At 31.9% G+C, this 17,487-nt stretch carries 20 protein-coding genes; 8 read left to right on the top strand and 12 right to left on the bottom strand.

Annotated elements, in window-relative coordinates:
* The 12 genes from DESAMIL20_RS01670 to DESAMIL20_RS01725 all read right to left on the bottom strand — a co-directional run.
* Positions 1–1,017, bottom strand: a 1,017-nt coding sequence (locus DESAMIL20_RS01670) for a TolC family protein (protein WP_143340220.1), incomplete at its 3' end; no start/stop codon positions are given.
* Positions 1,018–1,086: 69 nt separating this feature from the next.
* On the bottom strand, positions 1,087–2,484 hold the full coding sequence (locus tag DESAMIL20_RS01675) for an amino acid permease (RefSeq protein ID WP_239393363.1): 1,398 nt from the start codon (positions 2,482–2,484) through the stop codon (positions 1,087–1,089).
* 42 nt (positions 2,485–2,526) lie between these two features.
* Positions 2,527–3,255: a sigma-70 family RNA polymerase sigma factor gene (locus DESAMIL20_RS01680; RefSeq protein WP_086033152.1), complete on the bottom strand. Its 729-nt coding sequence runs from the start codon at positions 3,253–3,255 to the stop codon at positions 2,527–2,529.
* Positions 3,256–3,261: 6 nt separating this feature from the next.
* On the bottom strand, positions 3,262–3,480 hold the full coding sequence (locus tag DESAMIL20_RS01685; protein ID WP_086033153.1) for a hypothetical protein: 219 nt from the start codon (positions 3,478–3,480) through the stop codon (positions 3,262–3,264).
* The gene (gene ligA, locus DESAMIL20_RS01690; RefSeq protein WP_086033154.1) at positions 3,464–5,464 is read right to left on the bottom strand and encodes an NAD-dependent DNA ligase LigA; all 2,001 of its coding nucleotides are present in this window, start codon (positions 5,462–5,464) and stop codon (positions 3,464–3,466) included. The genes DESAMIL20_RS01685 and ligA overlap by 17 nt, the downstream gene beginning before the upstream one ends.
* Positions 5,446–6,012: a 50S ribosomal protein L11 methyltransferase gene (locus tag DESAMIL20_RS01695; RefSeq protein ID WP_086033155.1), complete on the bottom strand. Its 567-nt coding sequence runs from the start codon at positions 6,010–6,012 to the stop codon at positions 5,446–5,448. The genes ligA and DESAMIL20_RS01695 overlap by 19 nt, the downstream gene beginning before the upstream one ends.
* Positions 5,999–6,697 (bottom strand): UDP-2,3-diacylglucosamine diphosphatase, encoded by a 699-nt coding sequence (locus DESAMIL20_RS01700; protein ID WP_086033156.1) that lies wholly within the window; start codon positions 6,695–6,697, stop codon positions 5,999–6,001. The genes DESAMIL20_RS01695 and DESAMIL20_RS01700 overlap by 14 nt, the downstream gene beginning before the upstream one ends.
* The gene (locus DESAMIL20_RS01705; protein WP_158090476.1) at positions 6,694–7,161 is read right to left on the bottom strand and encodes a DUF2062 domain-containing protein; all 468 of its coding nucleotides are present in this window, start codon (positions 7,159–7,161) and stop codon (positions 6,694–6,696) included. Before DESAMIL20_RS01705 ends, DESAMIL20_RS01700 begins: the two co-directional genes overlap by 4 nt.
* Positions 7,106–7,741, bottom strand: a complete 636-nt coding sequence (locus tag DESAMIL20_RS01710) for a J domain-containing protein (RefSeq protein WP_086033158.1) — start codon at positions 7,739–7,741, stop codon at positions 7,106–7,108. Before DESAMIL20_RS01710 ends, DESAMIL20_RS01705 begins: the two co-directional genes overlap by 56 nt.
* Position 7,742: 1 nt before the next feature.
* The gene (locus DESAMIL20_RS01715; protein ID WP_086033159.1) at positions 7,743–8,582 is read right to left on the bottom strand and encodes a sigma-70 family RNA polymerase sigma factor; all 840 of its coding nucleotides are present in this window, start codon (positions 8,580–8,582) and stop codon (positions 7,743–7,745) included.
* A complete protein-coding gene (cysS, locus tag DESAMIL20_RS01720; RefSeq protein WP_086033160.1) occupies positions 8,564–9,973 on the bottom strand; it encodes a cysteine--tRNA ligase in 1,410 nt (469 codons plus the stop codon). Before cysS ends, DESAMIL20_RS01715 begins: the two co-directional genes overlap by 19 nt.
* Positions 9,973–10,773: a tetratricopeptide repeat protein gene (locus DESAMIL20_RS01725; RefSeq protein WP_086033161.1), complete on the bottom strand. Its 801-nt coding sequence runs from the start codon at positions 10,771–10,773 to the stop codon at positions 9,973–9,975. Before DESAMIL20_RS01725 ends, cysS begins: the two co-directional genes overlap by 1 nt.
* A 191-nt stretch (positions 10,774–10,964) precedes the next feature.
* Here DESAMIL20_RS01725 and DESAMIL20_RS01730 point away from each other — a divergent pair, with 191 nt between their 5' ends.
* From DESAMIL20_RS01730 to DESAMIL20_RS01765, 8 genes are read left to right on the top strand one after another with little or no spacing between them, the layout of a single operon-like run.
* Positions 10,965–11,417, top strand: a complete 453-nt coding sequence (locus DESAMIL20_RS01730; protein WP_158090477.1) for a ribosome maturation factor RimP — start codon at positions 10,965–10,967, stop codon at positions 11,415–11,417.
* Between the two features lie 11 nt (positions 11,418–11,428).
* Entirely contained in the window at positions 11,429–12,682 is a 1,254-nt protein-coding gene (gene nusA, locus DESAMIL20_RS01735; protein ID WP_158090478.1) for a transcription termination factor NusA, read from the top strand.
* Positions 12,683–12,696: 14 nt separating this feature from the next.
* Complete coding sequence (infB, locus tag DESAMIL20_RS01740) at positions 12,697–14,802, top strand: translation initiation factor IF-2 (RefSeq protein ID WP_086033164.1); 2,106 nt, start codon at positions 12,697–12,699, stop codon at positions 14,800–14,802.
* On the top strand, positions 14,803–15,093 hold the full coding sequence (locus tag DESAMIL20_RS01745) for a DUF503 domain-containing protein (RefSeq protein ID WP_086033165.1): 291 nt from the start codon (positions 14,803–14,805) through the stop codon (positions 15,091–15,093). It abuts the gene before it with no gap.
* A complete protein-coding gene (gene rbfA, locus DESAMIL20_RS01750; protein WP_086033166.1) occupies positions 15,090–15,446 on the top strand; it encodes a 30S ribosome-binding factor RbfA in 357 nt (118 codons plus the stop codon). The genes DESAMIL20_RS01745 and rbfA overlap by 4 nt, the downstream gene beginning before the upstream one ends.
* On the top strand, positions 15,439–16,398 hold the full coding sequence (locus DESAMIL20_RS01755) for a DHH family phosphoesterase (protein ID WP_086033167.1): 960 nt from the start codon (positions 15,439–15,441) through the stop codon (positions 16,396–16,398). The genes rbfA and DESAMIL20_RS01755 overlap by 8 nt, the downstream gene beginning before the upstream one ends.
* On the top strand, positions 16,395–17,108 hold the full coding sequence (gene truB / locus DESAMIL20_RS01760) for a tRNA pseudouridine(55) synthase TruB (RefSeq protein WP_086033168.1): 714 nt from the start codon (positions 16,395–16,397) through the stop codon (positions 17,106–17,108). The genes DESAMIL20_RS01755 and truB overlap by 4 nt, the downstream gene beginning before the upstream one ends.
* Complete coding sequence (locus DESAMIL20_RS01765; protein WP_086033169.1) at positions 17,092–17,484, top strand: PadR family transcriptional regulator; 393 nt, start codon at positions 17,092–17,094, stop codon at positions 17,482–17,484. Before truB ends, DESAMIL20_RS01765 begins: the two co-directional genes overlap by 17 nt.
* Positions 17,485–17,487 lie beyond the last annotated feature (3 nt).

Consider the following 17,487-nt stretch of genomic DNA (forward strand, 5'->3'; position numbering starts at 1 on the left):
ATTAGCCAGTTCATTTTCTAGGGCAATCTGTTGTAGCTTTGCGGCTTGTACATCATTTTTTGTTTTACCCCAGTCAAATATATCCCAGTTTGCAATTATGTTTAGGCTATAGATGGAGTTATCGGCGTATGGGTTATTGTTCATATCGAGGTTTTGACCATTGCGGTTGTAGTTTGCCTTTAATTGTACCTGAGGATAATAGCTAGACTCTACCATACCTACTTGAGCTTTGGCTTTGTTAATTGCAAATGATAGTGCTTTAATATCTGGACGGTTGTCTGTTTGAGCATAAAGTGAGTCAAGGGGTGTTTTTAAGTTAACAACATCCGCTACCTGATCAAATGTATGTGTTTTATCAATGGGCTCGTTGAGCAATTGGTTTAGCTGAGCTATAGCGTTTGTTAAGTTAGCATAAGCTTGTTTTAGCTCTTGCTTTGCATTTGAGTAGGCTACTTGTGATTTTAGTAAGTCTACTTTTGGGATAAGACCTTGTTTATAGAAACTTTCTGCGTCTTTTAAGTGTGATTCATACTGGGCAACAGCAAGCTGCCTAGTTTCTAGTATCTTTTGGTTATATAGGACGTTGAAGTAAGCATTTTTTGCATTTGTTATAATTTGGTTTCTTATTACTTCTAGGTTTGCCTGAGAGAATGATTCATTGTACTTTGCATACTTGTACTTGTTTAACAGATAAAAGCCTGTAAATAAAGGCTGTGTTATTGTAACATTCCACTGATAGTTATTAACAGAGCCCATAATCAATTTATTGCCGTTTGCAATCTGGTATGGTGGCTGATCAAGTCTTGTATATGAGTAATTTGTAGATAGGTTTGGCAAAAAGTTTTTAAAAGCACTTTGCTTTGACTCTTTTGAAGACTCATAGAGCGATTCGTACTGCTTTATCTGATAGTTGTTGTTTGAGCTTAAAGACTGTACTTCGCTTAAAGATAAAGCGTAAGAAGTATTTGCAAATAAAGCTAAGACCGATATGGAAAACAGGGTTTTTCTAAGGTGCATGAAAGAACCTCCCTTGGACTATTAATCAATTGTTTAGTCTATATTTTTATTATAGCAATGTCAAGCTATTTAAATATTACTTTTATTTTTCTTATCAAGTCCAAAAATATAATAAGCTGCAGTTAGTATTCCAAACCACGGTATTGCTACATACAAAGCAATCCTGCCATCTGGCATAAATGCCATTACTATGATTACTAAAACTAAAAAGACAATACACAAAATATTTAAAATCGGATAAAAAGGCAAATGGTATTTTGGTAACTTACTTTCTTTCAAAGATTTTCTAAATTTCATATGCATAACGAGTATGAGCAACCACACATACAAAGCGCCTGTTGTAGCTACACTTGTTATAATTGTAAATACTTGTTTTGGTATAAAATAGTTTAATATTACGCCAATAAGCATTACAATTGAAGAAAAAATAATTCCTATATATGGTACTTTATTGTTGCTTAATTTTGAAAAGGCCGATGGAGCGTTTTTTTGGAGAGAAAGAGAATAGAGCATTCTGCCTGTTGCAAACAAGCCACCATTTGTGCTAGAAAGTGCAGCTGTAATAACCACAAAATTTATAATGCTTGCAGCTGCAGCTATGCCTAGTTTTGAGAAACTTTCCACAAACGGGCTTCCAAATGTGCCGATTTTAAACCAGGGGTATATTGACAGTATTACAATCATTGGTAAAGCGTAAAACAAAATTATTCTGTAGATTACTTTATCAATTGCAGATGGCAATGTAGTGCCTGGGTTCTGTGCTTCTCCAGCAGTAACTGCCACAATTTCTATACCCAAATAAGCATAGACTACAATTATTAAAGAAAATAAAAAACCTTTTAAGCCATTTGGAAAAAAACCACCATATTTGTATAAATTACTAAACCCAGTCGGAATACCGTGATTGCCAATACCAAAAAATATTATAAAGGCTCCTACTACTATAAAAAATAAAATTGTTACTATTTTTATAATTGAAAACCAAAATTCAGTTTCTCCATAAACTTTTACTGCAATAAGGTTTAATAGAGTGATCAAGGTTACAGATATAAGTGCAGGTATCCACTGAGGCACGCTTGGAAACCAATAGGTAACATATATACCTACAGCTGTGATTTCTGCCATGACTGTAACTGTCCACATAAACCAGTAAGTCCACCCAGTAATATAACCAGCTAATGGACCCATTATATGATCTGCCCATGCGCTAAAGCTTCCAGAGACAGGATAAACCACAGCAATCTCGCCAAGTGCTCTCAAAACAACAAAAACAATTAAACCAACCAATATATAAGATAAAATTAGTGATGGGCCGGTAAATTTTATACCCGTTGCAGAGCCCAAAAATAAACCTACGCCAATTGCAGATCCTAAAGCAATTAATTGGATGTGACGATTTTTTAGGTCTCTTTTTAAGTTTTCTTTAAGGTAGCTTTCTTGCGTTTGGTTTGACATGAACACCCCCATTTTTAACTAATTTTACTATAAGTTTATAGTTTAGTCAAATTATTAATTAATTTTGCGATTTATATACTCTTGCTCAATTAGATGTTTCAGCTTTATAATGGCATTTATTTTAATCTGAGAGACACGGCTTTGTGTCTTTTTTATTATTCGGGCAATTTCTTTGACGCTAAAGTCTTCGTAGTAATACATAGATAAAACATCAAGCTCAATTTTTGTAAGTTTGCTTAAAGCTTTTTTTAAGATCCCTAAGCGTTCATTTTTTTCGATAACTTCAATTGCCGATTTAATATTTTTGTCTTCTATTGATTCTTGCAAGCTTATTTCATCTTCTATTATGTTATCCAAACTGACGATATCTAGGTTAGATAGCTCAAACATCGCTTTGTAGTATTCTTTCATTGATATACCAGCTTTTTTTGCAACACTTTTTTCTGATGCATCAAATATATTTTCTTTTAAAAAATCTTTGTGTGCTTTGGATATACTTTTTAATTTGTCTCTTGTGTATCTAGACACTAAATCCACACTGCGTAATTTATCAAGTATAGCGCCTCTTACTTTTAATAATGCATATTTATAAAAGGCGTTTTCGTCTTTTGTTATGTCGATATTGTCAATAGCTTTTAAAAGTCCCATCATGCCAATCTGGACGAAATCCTCTTCATCATAAGATTCTGGCATTTTAACAACGATTTTTCTAACCATTCTTTTGACAATAGGGTAGAAATATTCAATTTGCTCTTCGTTAAAGTACGGTTTATTTGAATTCATAGAGCGCTAAATATTGTTTTGATTGCTTTCATTTGAACTTGCAATATAATTAAAAATGATTGCTAAAATCATACCAAAAATATAAAAACATATAGAAGTTACTATAATTTTTAGTGTTGAATAAAAGAAATCGCTACCTAAGTATACGAGCACAAGACAGCTTGCGATAAAAGCTATTATGCCAAATAATGAACCAAGCCATTTTGGATCAATCTCGTAATTCATTGCCAACCAACTTTAAAAACTCATCTTCGCTAATTATCAAAATGCCTAATTTTTTTGCTTTTTCAAGCTTGCTTCCAGGTTCATCTCCAACAACTAAATAGTTTGTATCTTTTGATAGGCTATCTTTGACAACGCCGCCGAGATTTTCTACAATCTCTTTTGCTTTACTTCTTGGTATACCTAATATTCCAGTAAAAACAAATGTTTCATTGAGCAGTTTAGTGGATTTTTTATTATCAATAAAACTAATATTTTCAAGCAAGTTTTTAATTGTATTAATATTTCTTTGTTCCTTAAAAAAAGCAACTACACTTTTAGCTATCTCTGGACCAATACCTTCTATTTGCATAAGTTTTTCCTCGTCTTTAAGCTCCATTAGCCCTTCTAAACTAAAATTGTTTGCAAGTTTATTTGCCACAAATTCGCCCACATGCTTTATGCCAAGCGCATATAAAAATTTAGCAAAAGTTGTTCTTTTGCTTTTTTCTATGTTTTCTAATATTTTGTTTGCTAGTTTTTCGCCCATTCTATCAAGCTGCAATAGTTTATTTTTATCTAATTTGTAAATATCGCTAACACTTTGAACAATTTTTTTAGCTACTAGTTGTTGAATGATTTTATCACCCAAGCCTTCTATATTTAAAGCATTTTTTTGTACAAAGTGCTTAAGTGATTCAACAATTCGTGCTCTACAATCAATATTTGGGCAAATCAAATATGCGCCTTCTTCTTGCAACAGTGAACTACACACAGGGCAATTAGTGGGTTTTACTACGTGTTTTTCTTTGCCGTTTCTTTTTTCTGGTATGCTTGAGACAACCTCTGGTATTACATCGCCCGCTCTTTGAACAAAAACATAATCTCCTATTCTTATATCCTTTTTAAATAATTCATCAAATGTATGCAAACTTGCCCTTGATATTGTTACGCCACCGATTTTAACGGGTTTTAAAATTGCAACTGGTGTTACAATACCTGTTCTGCCTACATTAAAAATTATATCCTCTACAGTAGTAGATGACTGCATGGGAGGAAATTTAAAAGCAATAGCCCATTTGGGATATTTGCTTGTGTAGCTGAGTTTTTCTTGAAGCGAAAAATCGTCAACTTTGAACACCATTCCATCAATTTCATAAGGCAACTCTTCCCTGGCTTTTAAAAATGTTTGACGATAAGCAATAGCCTCTTGTATATTTTTGCAATATCTATTTAACTCACTAACAGGCAAACCCAGTTCTTTTAATATTTGAAGGCTTTGTGTTTGAGTTTTTGGTTGAGTGTAGGCTTCAATACCCCTTATATAGTAAACAAAGACTTTAAGGTTTCTTTTGGCTGTCTCTTTAGGATCTAGTTGTTTTAAGGAACCAGCTGCTGCGTTTCGTGGGTTTGCAAAAAGCGCTAATCCAATTTCTTCCCTATATTCATTAATCTTTTTAAATTCTTCTTTTGTGAGTATCACTTCGCCTTGTACATCCAAAAAACTAGGTGGGTTTTTAACAATTAAAACAAGCGGTAAGTTTTTTAATGTTTTTATATTTTTTGTAATGTTTTCTCCTATAATGCCATCGCCCCTTGTAGAAGCGACCTTGAGTTTACCATTTTCGTAAATTATATTAACTGATACACCGTCGAATTTTGGCTCTACGCTGTATGCAAGACAATCGTTGATATCTAGATTGCGCTTTACTCTATTGTCAAATTCTATCACTTCTTTTTCGCTAAATGCATCTTCTAGAGAATACATCCTGTATTTGTGTTCGACTTTTTCGAATTTTTCGGAAATATCAGATCCAACTTTTTGAGTTGGTGAGTTTTCATCAAAAAACTGTGGATATTGAGCTTCTAAGCTTATCAACTTTCTAATAAGTGCATCATATTCGTCATCAGAAATAATAGGTTGGTTTAGTACATAGTAATAATAGTTGTGGCGATTGATCTCTTCTCTTAATTGTTCAATTTCGTTTTTTATATTTTGGTTTTGCATTTCTTCAACACCATTGTAACATAATCTTCTAAAAATTTAACTTCTTGTGTTTCATAACCCAATTTTTCAAATTCGTGCCTTGTTTCGAAATTATATTCATAATTGATACCAGATGCAATAAGTAAGCCTTCTTCCTTTAGTAATTTATCAATGTTATTAACATTTGACAAAATTATACTAGAATAAATATTTGCAAAAATTACGTCATACTGAGAATTTATTGCATCAATTGTAGAACATACTGAGTAAATATTGTTTAAGCAATTGTAATGTGCATTTTCTTTTAAGTTTTTGCAAGCTTCAAAGCTAATATCAAAGCAAATTGCTTGTTTTGCACCTTTTTTGAGGCTTGCAAAACTCAAAATTCCTGTGCCAGCGCCTATGTCAAGGATTGTTTTGTTAGAAAAGTCGAGTTTTGAGATAATTTCTAAGCAGCTTCTTGTAGTTTCATGTTCGCCGCTGCCAAATGCGTTACAATTTAAAACAATAGGTATCGTACTACGCTTGATATTATAGATTTCAAAATCACCTGCTTCAACTATTTTCATAATGGTATTCCTTCATTGTTAAAGTTTTATCGTATTCTACATATGTAAAATGTTCGCAAAAATCGCCAATATTTGCATAAACGCTATTATCGATAGTTTTTAATAATGGGTTGTGCGTGTGGGCCAGTATAACATAATCAAAACCTTTTTTTATTAATTGAGTTGCAAATTCTTCTAAAGCAAAATCCGTTCTTCTTAATGCCTTGTTTTTTACGTTGTTTTTGCTGATTTTTGAAGCTATATCGGCAAGTTTAAGTAGAAAAACAGGAGAGATAAGTTTTAGTACTTTAAGCGTAAAAGAATTTTTAAGAATATTTCTAAAAATCCGATATGTTTTGTCCTTTTTATCAATGCAGTCGCCGTGTTCTATATAAAATAGTTTTGTATCAATATTTTCTATCAACTCCTTTTTAACAATTTCAACGTTTGGCAAAAATTTCTTTATAGCTTCTAGCTTGTACTCGTGATTGCCCTCAAATAAGTATACTTTTTTTTCATCCGATATTTTTCTTAAAAGCTCAACAAGCTTTGATTGATGGCAAAACAAAAAATCATAACCATAATAAAACTCAAACAAATCACCAACTATGTAAATTCTATCATATTTTTTGTAAATTGAACCTAAAAAATCCAAAAATATTTCATTGTGTTTATAATGAACATCAGACAAAAAAAGCAGTTTCATGCAACCTCTTTGGCTTGAGCGTTTTTGCGCTTTTCAAGTGCAAATTTAACAATTATATAAAAAAATATAGATACTGGAATTGCTAATACTAAACTTCCAAGCCATGTTATTAAGTAAATATGAAAGCCTTTATGTAATAAAAAATTTACAGAAAAGTTGTTTACTACATTAAGCTTAGCATTTAGCAAAATGGCACCAATTTTATATGCTATTGCATAAACGAAAACTGTGGTCCATGGGTTGTTTAACAATGTCCCAACGATTAGAGAGATTTTATTTAGTTTAAATACAAAGGCAATAATAAGCGCAAGTATTGTATGAAAACCGAAAGTTGGTGTTATAGAAATAAAAACTCCTATGGCAAATGAAAGTGCAATTTTTTTTGGTGTATCTTTAAGTGCAAATAGGCTACGTATTAGTTTTTTGATCTTTTTTACTCCCCAAACTGGAAAATAGTTTATCAAAGAATGTTTCTTTTTTTTGTAAATTATTTAGTTTATCTAATGCGACTTTATTATTGGAGTCCCATTCTAAAACTTCATAATATACTTTAATCGCCGTGTTTTTTAAACCAATTTTTTCATAACAGTTTGCAAGTCCAAGTAAAGCTTCCACATTGTAGTTTTCTAATTCCAATGTTTTTCTATAATAGTCAATGGCCTGTTTGTAATAGTTTTTTGCATTATATGTCTTTGCAAACAGAAAAAAAATTTTTGCATTTTTTTGGCTTTTTTCGAGTATTTTTAGTGTATTTAGGGCATTATCAAATTCATTTTTATTTAAAAATTCTTCCACTTTTAAAATAAGGTATTTTGAATAATCGCTGTCTATTTCAGTTTTAGAGATAGTTTCTTTGTTGCGCGGCGAGTTTTTAATTTGGTTATACGCATTTGTAACATCTTGAAAAATATTCAATAAATATTGTTTTTCTTTTTCATCTTTTGCTAAATCGGGGTGATATTTTTTAGCAAGTTCCCTATAAGTTCTAACTACCTCATCTATGCTAGCATCATTTGTTAATCCTAATACCTTGTAAGGTTCCATATCATCTATCAAACATTTTTTTAAGTTTATTTAGGGCTTCTTTTTCGATTTGCCTAACCCTTTCTTTTGATATATGGTATTTTTCTCCAATTTCATCTAATGTATAGCGTCTATCTAAATCAAGTCCAAAACGCATTTTTATAATATCCTGCTGCCTTTTGGGTAACTGTTTTAAAAGTTTTTTTATAGCGCTAACGCTTGATTCATAAACATAGTTATCTTCCACAGACACATTCTCATCTTCCAAAACATCCAGTAGGCTATTGTCACTATCTTCACCTATTGCTTTATCTAGTGAGTTAAATTTTAACCTACCAGCTTCAATATCATTAATTTCTTTTTCACTAAAGCCACTGACTTTGGAAGCTACTTCATTATCCATTTCTTCACCGAATTCTCTAAAGTATGCATCTTTGATATAGTTTAATTTGCTTGATTTTGCTCTTGCTTTAACAGGGATCTTAATAGGTGATGTCTGCTCGCTTAATGTTTTTAAGATAGCTTGTTTTATCCACCATACAGCATATGATATAAATTTTATGTTTTTATCTGGATCAAACTTTGATGCTGCTTTAATCAAGCCAATATTACCTTCATTGATTAAGTCCGAAAGTGGTACGCCAAAATTTTTGTACTTTTGAGCAACGGATACTACAAACCTTAAGTTATGTTTTACAAGTTTTTTTATAGCCTCTTTATCACCTTTTTGGATTTTTTTTGCTAGTTCAATTTCTTCTTCTTTTGTTAAAATGGATATTTTTGATATTTCATCTAAATATTGATTGATTGAATCTTTAACTTCTGTATCTTTTTCTTTAAATTTTATTTTACTTTTTTCCATATAGTTTTGTCTTTGCGATCTTCTAAAACAATGCCAGCATTTGATAGCTCATTGCGTATGCTATCTGCAAGAGCGTAGTTTTTTTCTTTTTTTGCTTTATTGCGTTGTTCAATTTTTTCGTCAATCCATTGATTTTGTTCAACATTAAACCATTCTTTGTATGATTTATCAAATACTCCTAACACGCAAGCTACTTTAGACATAAAATTTAGAAATTTTTCTTTTAATTCAAGAGCTGGCGTTTTATTGCTTTTTTGGCAATTATCCAGATAAAGGTTAAATTCTTTTATACAATTAAAAACTTCAGCTATGGCTTGAGGCGTATTAAAATCATTATTCATAGCTCTTTCAAAATTTGAAATTAATGTTTCAAGTGAGTCTAATTTGTCATTTTCATATTGAAATTGAGTGTTATCAAGCCTCATTAAAAATGAATAGTATCGATTTAGCGTTTCTTTGGCGGCAAGCAACCCATCATACAAAAACTCTATTGGATTTCTATAGTGTGTGAGGAGCATATAGTATCTAAGTGTCTCACCGTTAAACTCCTTTAGAACGTCCCTAATCGTAAAAAAATTACCTAAAGACTTTGACATCTTTTCATTATTTATTTTAATAAATCCATTATGTATCCAGTATCTTACAAACTGTTTCCCGCTTAAAGCTTCACTTTGGGCTATCTCATTTTCATGGTGTGGGAAAACCAGATCCTCACCACCGCCATGTATATCTATTGTCTCACCTAGATAATACATGCTCATAACAGAACACTCAATATGCCATCCGGGCCTACCTTTGCCCCACGGTGAATCCCAGCTTGGTTCATTGGGCTTTGATTTTTTCCACAAAGCAAAATCTAAAGGGTCTTTCTTTTTTTCGTTTATATCTACCCTTGCACCAGACTTTAAATCTTCAATTTTTTTGTGAGACAATTTGCCATAAGATTCAAATTTGCTTACGCTATAATAGACATCGCCATCTGATTCATAAGCGAACCCTTTTTCTATTAATTTTGAGATAAATACTATTATATCATTTATGTGCATCGTTGCTTTTGGTTCAAATGAAGGTTTTTTAATGCCTATCGCATTCATATCCGTGTAAAATTCTTTAATATATTTTTCACTAATTGCATCAAATGGTTTATGTTCTTCATTTGCTTTGTTTATTATCTTATCATCAATATCGGTAAAATTTTTAACAAATTTTACCTCATAGCCTCTATACAACAAATATCTATATATTACATCAAAACATATGGCGCTTCTTGCATGTCCTACATGGCAGTAGTCGTAAACAGTTACGCCACAAACATACATTGTAACAATATTGTCGTTAAGCGGCACAAAATCTTCTATTTTTCTTGTTTGAGTATTAAATACTTTTAGCATCAGTTTTTTACACCTCTAAACTCAAAATACGGATTTACAGGATACTCTCTTTTTAACTGCATCAAGCAATCATAGGCTTTTTGGGTATTTCCCATTGATTTGTAAGTTTTGTAAAGCATAAATATACAAGCATCCGTTTTACCACCATCAGATGTAGGTTTTTTAGAAAAATTATTAAGACAAACAGAAAAATAATTTAAAGCCTTGCCATAATCATTTAGATTGTAATAGCTATTTCCTATCCAAAAGTATGCATTTTGCTCTAATGTCGTATGTGGGTAATTATTCAAAAATTGTAAGAATTTATCTAATGCTCCAGCAAAATCTCTCTTCATATATATGGCAAGGGCATTTTCATAAGATTTTAAAGCTTCAACAGATGGTGGTTGTAATTTTGATTCTATTGCTTCTTTGGGTTTTTCTTCTTCAGTTTCTTTGATTTGTTTATTTTCAAGTTTTTCTTGAGTTTCATTTGAAAATACGACGCTTGCTGGAGGAATTTTGCTTGTTATGTCGTTTGTGTTGTTGTCAAGGTTAGCTTCAACGATTGTTTTTTGCGAAATTTTCACTTTCTTTGTTGAATTTGTGTTATTTTCTAGCGTATTTATTTTTTTGGCAAGTATATTTAATTTTTCTTCAACCTCGCTTACTTTTGGTTTTATTTTATTTAGATCCGATGTATTTTTACTTATGGCACTTTCAATTTTTCCCAACCTATCATTTATATTATTTATCTGTTGGTTGGAGGCACAAGAAGACAACAAAACTAACACAAATAACAGAAACAATTTTTTACTCATAAGGTCTCCCGCCACTTTTTAATCATTGTAAATAATTTTCTATATAAGTCAAGCTACTAACTTTTTAAATCTATTTTTCTTCTATATCTTGACTTATATCTTAAATTATGTATATTGTTATTGTCACTTTTGATTTTATTTTATGCGTAAATTTCTCCCTACATTATAATGAGGGCGGCAAAGGTTTTAAAATGAATGTTTTTGAAGAGACTCTTACAAAAATTTTAAAAAGTTCAATAGAAGCTATGGGTTATGAATTATATGATTTAACATATTCAAAAAGCTCTAAAAGAGGAAAACTGACCGTTTATATAGACAGACAAAGCGGCGTTAGTTTAAATGACTGTGAAGTGGTAAGTAAACATATCTCAGTTGTACTTGATGTCGAAAATGTTATGGAAGAAAGCTACATACTTGAAGTTTCAAGTCCAGGCATAAATAGAAACCTAAAAACAAAAAAACACTATGAAGATTCAATTGGCAAAGAGTGTATTATTAACCTATTTAATCCAATTGATAATAAAAAAAACATAGAAGGACAGATTATAAGTGTAACCGATAGAGGCGTTGAAGTAAAAAGCGATCAGGTAGTAGTTTATATTGACTTTAATGATATTAAAAAAGCTAAACTGAACTTAATTTAGTGGGGGAAAAAGTGAGAGAAATATTTGAAATTGCCAATGTAATAGCAAAAGAACACAATATCAATTCGCAGGCGGTTATTGAATCACTTGCTGAAGCTATAAAAATTTCTATTGCTAAAAAATATGGAGAGGACAGTGTGGTGAAAACATCGCTTGATTCTCAAAAACAAATATTTTCAATTTTAATCGAAAGAAAGATTGTTGATAAACCAAAGAATCACAACGAAATTTCGCTTGAGGAAGCTAAAAAAATTGATCCAAATGCAAGTATTGGAGACTACATTGATGTTGAGTTTGACCCCGAAGAATTGGGCAGGATTGCGGTTTCTACTGCAAAAAATGTTATGTCCAAAATGTTTAAAGATTTAGAAAAGCGTGTAACATATGAAGATTACACGAAAAAAATTGGCAAGATTGTATCAGGTGAAATTTGGAGTGTTGGCGTATATAATGATTGTATCGTGGATTTTAAGAATGCCATAGGCATTTTGCCAAAAAAAGAACAGTCACCAGGCGATAAATACGTTGTTGGAGAAACTATAAAAGCTTACGTTATGGACGTTTTAGAAGAACCAAAAGGTGTAAAGCTAATCCTTTCGAGAACTCATCCAGGTTTTGTGAAAGAATTGTTCATGAAAGAAGTCCCAGAGGTAAGGGATGGCAGTGTTGAGATAAAAGCCATAGCAAGGGAGCCTTCAAAGCGCACAAAAGTGGCAGTTTATTCAAAAGACTCCAAGATTGATCCGATTGGCACATGTGTTGGCGCAAAAGGCACACGTATTTCTGCAATCGTTAAAGAATTAGGTGATGAGAAGGTTGATGTAATAAGGTGGAGCGCAAATTTAAGCATTTATATAAAAAATGCACTTGCACCCAGCAAGGTTTCTTATATTGAGCTTTTTGAAGACGAAAAAAGAGCAAAAGTTTATGTACCTGATGAAGAATTTTCGGCTGCAATTGGTAAAATGGGCGTTAATGCAAAGCTTGTTGCAAAACTAACAGGTGTCAATATTGATATCATAAAAGAATCTGAGATAGATAAGAGCGTTAGCGAAGAAGAACATGAAAAAACAATAGAAGAAGTCATTGAAGATCTGATTTCTGTTGAGTCTATTACTGAGAATCTTGCAAATAAACTTTATGATAATGGCATTAGATCAGTTGAACAACTCAAAACCCTAACCTTAGATGATCTAAAAAACATCAAAGGTATAGGAGAAAAACGAGCTCAAAAGATCTTTGAATTACTAAATCAAACTACTTAGGGGGTAATGGTTTAATGAGAGTGTATGAAGCAGCAAAAAAGCTTAATATAAAAAGTAGCATACTTTTACAAAGACTGCGTAATTTAGGTTTAGATATTAAGAGTAATTTTAGTACAGTATCAGATGATGTGATTGAAAAATTAGAACACAAAGAGATACCCCCGAAAACTATAGAAACAAAAGATCGGATTCCAAAACAAAAAAAAGTTAAAATTGAAGAAAAACCAACAATCGAGGAAAAACGAAAAGAAAAACAGCCAGAGTTTGTAAGCGCTAAAAAAAAGGAGCTCATTGAAGCCTCATTGCCACAAAAGTTAAAAGGTAAAAAAAGGTACTATAAAAAAGCTCCCAAAGAAGAGCAAGAAGAACAGCTAAGCAAAATACAAATTGGCAAAAACACTACAGTTTTTGAATTTGCAACAATGCTTAATATAGACTTTTCAGAAATAATACAAAAGCTATTTTCACTTGGTGTAATGGTTAGAAAAAACGACTTTATTGACTTAGACGCAGCTAAAATTATTGCTCAAGACTATGGAGTAGAAGTTGAAGAAAAAACTTTAGAAAAAACAATCATGGAAGAATTTGAAGCTCCAGATGATGAAAAAGACTTGCAACCAAGGCCCCCGATTGTTACGGTCATGGGCCATGTAGATCATGGAAAAACTTCTATTTTGGATGCAATAAGACATACACATGTTGTTGCTAAAGAATCAGGTGGTATTACACAGCATATTGGTGCATACTCTGTTAATTACAATGGTAAGCAAATTACGTTCCTTGACACGCCTGGACATGAAGCCTTTACTGAGATGAGGGCACGTGGTGCACTATTAACTGATATTGTTGTACTTGTTGTTGCAGCTGATGATGGTGTAATGCCACAAACAATCGAAGCTATAAACCATGCGAAAGCTGCAAATGTGCCCATAGTTGTAGCTATAAACAAAATTGACAAGCCAAATGCAAACCCAGATAAAGTAAAACAGGAATTATCTCATCATAACATAATGCCAGAAGAGTGGGGTGGCGAAAATTTATTCGTAAATGTTAGTGCGAAAAATAATATTGGTATTAATGATTTGCTTGAGAGTATTTTACTTCAAGCAGAAATTATGGAATTAGAGGCAAACCCAAATAAAAGAGCAAAAGGTATTGTAATCGAAGCTAGATTAGATAAACAGCGTGGTCCTGTTTGTGATGTTGCTATACAAGAAGGCGCGCTAAATTTAGGTGATAGTATTGTAGCTGGTATTGCCTATGGCAAAGCAAAGGTTCTTATTGATGATAAAGGAAAAAGAATAAAAAAAGCGACGGTTTCTATGCCAGTTGAGATATTGGGTCTTCATGAAGTACCAGAAGCTGGCGACGTACTATTTGTTGTAAAAGATGAAAAAATAGCCAAATCAATAGCTGAAGAAAGAAAAGAAAAATACAAAGCAAGTATGCAGAAAAAAACTACTGTAAGTCTGGAAACTGTTTTTAAAAACCTATCTTTAGGTCAACTAAAAGAATTACCAATACTCATAAAATCTGATGTTTTTGGCTCAATTGAAGCAATTTCTTCCTCTGTACAAAAGATATCAACGCAAGAAGTTGCTGTTAAAATAATACATTCTGGCATTGGAGAGATTACAAGATCAGATGTAAACTTAGCAAGTGTCTCAAATGCAATTATCATTGGGTTTAATGTAAGACCATCAAACGATGCGCTAAAGCTTGCAAACGATTTAAAAGTAGAAATTAGAACTTACAAAATCATATACGATATTATAGAAGATATTAAAAAGGCACTGTCTGGCTTATTGTCTCCTACAATAGAAGAGGAAATTTTAGGTAGAGCCGATATTAGAGAGGTTTTTAGTGTTCCTAAGGTCGGTAATATTGCAGGTTGTTATGTAACATACGGGAAAGTTACAAGAAATTCAAAAATCCGCGTAATTAGAAACGGAGTTATAATATTTGAAGGCTCAATTGCATCACTAAAGCGATTTAAAGACGATGTTAATGAAGTTACTTCAGGCTTTGAGTGTGGGATAAGAATTGATAAATTCAACGAGATAAATGTGGGTGATCAGCTTGAATCCTATATTTTAAAAGAAATTCAAAAAACTCTTTAGGTGATAGATTTGTTTATTGGTGTTATTATTATTGAATTATTGTTAAAAGATGCATTCAATATAAAAGACAGAAGAAATATATTATCTAGCATAATAAATAAAATTCGCGGCCAATACAATGCTTCGATAGCAGATATCTCAGAAGAAATACTTTACAACAAAGCTACCATAGCTATTAGTACTGTTGCAAATAGCAAAAGTGCAGTGGAAAAATTTATGGATAAGGTTTATAATTTTATTTCTAATAACTACTCAATAGAAATTTTACATATAGAAAGGCAAATATTATGAATACAACAAAACCATATAAGAGAACACAAAGGGTCTCAAGCACACTCAAAAAAATAATATCAAACGTTATTGAATTTGATCTTAATGATGAACGTTTAAAAAACGTTACAATTACAGATGTTGAGTTGAGTAAAGATTTTAAGTTTGCTAAAATTTACTTTAGCTCACAGTTAAGCGAATTATCCAAAGAAGAAATTGCTACGTTGATTAATAAATCCAGTAGCTTTATTAGTAAAAAAACATGTGAAAAAATAAACTTGCGTACTGTGCCAATATTTAAGTTTGTTTACGACAAATCCGTAGAAAATGGTTTAAAAATTGAGGAAATTTTGAGGCAAATTAAAAATGAGTGAGAATATTTTAGAAAAGGTTGGTTATTATCTAAAAAACTACAACGATTTTCTTATAGTGGGGCATAAAGATCCAGATGGTGATGCAATAGGCTCAAGCCTTGCACTCTACAAAGCACTTAGCGAATTTGGTAAAAATGCAATTGTTGCAAATACATCCAAAATTTCTGATTTGTACTTTTTTTTAGATGATACAAAAAATATCAAATTACTTCAAAACAATGAACGGGCACAAGTTATCATTACAGTAGATAGTGCTGATTTTGAACGTACAAATCTTGATAAAAATTATATTAAGGACAAAATTTTGATCAACATAGATCACCATCCAACAAATACATATTTTGGAAATATCAACTATGTTATGTCACAAGCTTCTGCAGTGGGGTGTTTAATATATGAGATTTTAAAATTTAACGATATCCCAATTAGTTCAAAAACAGCAGAGTATTTGTACTTGAGTATATTAACGGATACTGGATCTTTTAGATACTCATCAACCAGCTCAAATGCTTTTAGGATAGCTGCAGAGCTTATAAGCTTAGGTGTTAAGCCGTGGAAAATAGCCTATAATATATATGAATCTAAAAAACTCACAACTTTAAAATTAATGGGTCAGGCTATAAATACAATCACAACTCATTACAATAATAAGCTTACAATAATGTACATAACTCAAAACATGTATAAAGATTCAAACACTACTGCAGATGACACAGAAGGATTTGTTAATATTGCAAGGAGTGTCAGGGGCTGCGAAGTAGGAGCACTTCTAAGAGAGGATAAACCAAATTACATAAAAGTAAGTTTGCGTTCAAAAGATGAAGTTGATGTTTCCAAAATTGCTTTAACTTTTGGTGGTGGTGGACACAAAAATGCTGCAGGCTTTGAATTAACTGGCAGTATTGAAGAAATCAAAGAAAAACTCGTTCAAGCATTTTCTTTTTTGAAATGAACGGTTTATTACTTATCAATAAACCAAGTGGTATCAAGTCATTTGATGTAGTAAAAAAAGTAAAGGGAAAATTTAACGAGAAAGTTGGCCACAGTGGAATTTTAGATAAATTTGCATGTGGTTTAATGGTTATTGGGATAGGTAAGGCTACAAAGCTTTTGTCTTTTTTTGAGAAGAGTTACAAAGTTTATAAAGCAAAAATAATCTTTGGGTATGAAACAGATAGTTTAGATATTACAGGAAATATCGTACATAATAATGATTATTTGCCAAACATTGAAGAAATCTACAGAACTATAAATCAAAAATTTATTGGAAAAGCAGAGCAGACTGTGCCAATATACTCAAATGTTAAAGTGAAAGGCAAGAGGCTATACAAATATGCACTTTCAAAACAAAATGTTGATCTACCGACAAAAACAATTTACATATCAAGCATCGATATATTAAGTTACAATCAGGGTGTTTTGGAAATCAAAGTAGTTTGCTCAAAAGGTACATACATTAGAGCACTTTCAAGAGATATTGCAAGATCTCTTAATGCTTATGCTACTGTTACTTACTTAGAAAGGCTCTATATATACCCCTTTAGTATAAATGAAGCTGTTGATTTATCTTATGTGAGTCAAGAGCATGTAATTCCATTTGAAAAAGTAAAATATATGACTAAAATAGATACGTTGGAGGTGTTTAATGGAATCGCAAATTAAAATAAAAGGCTGGTGCAAAGAATACCCAGGAGAACGCCCTCCTAGGTTTTTGAGAGCTTTTTTGCTATTTTTTATTGGCATTGAAGAATCTCACGGCTATGACTTAATTGAAAAGCTTAAAAAAATGGGGATACACTATGAGAATTACGAGTTAGGTTATGTGTACAAAACCCTTCGCTCAATGGAAAAAGAGGGGCTTATTAAGTCTAAATGGAACCTACAAGAAAAAGGTAATGCAAGAAGGATTTATGCCATTACTAAAGCAGGCAGAGATAATTTAGATAAGTGGGCTGAAATACTCACAAATCTTCGCGATAGCATAAATAGTTTTCTTAGTGAATATGAAAGGATATACAAAAAAGAGCAAAAAGACTAGCTT

The organism is Desulfurella amilsii (assembly GCF_002119425.1).
In the GTDB taxonomy this organism is placed as follows: Bacteria; Campylobacterota_A; Desulfurellia; order Desulfurellales; family Desulfurellaceae; genus Desulfurella; species Desulfurella amilsii.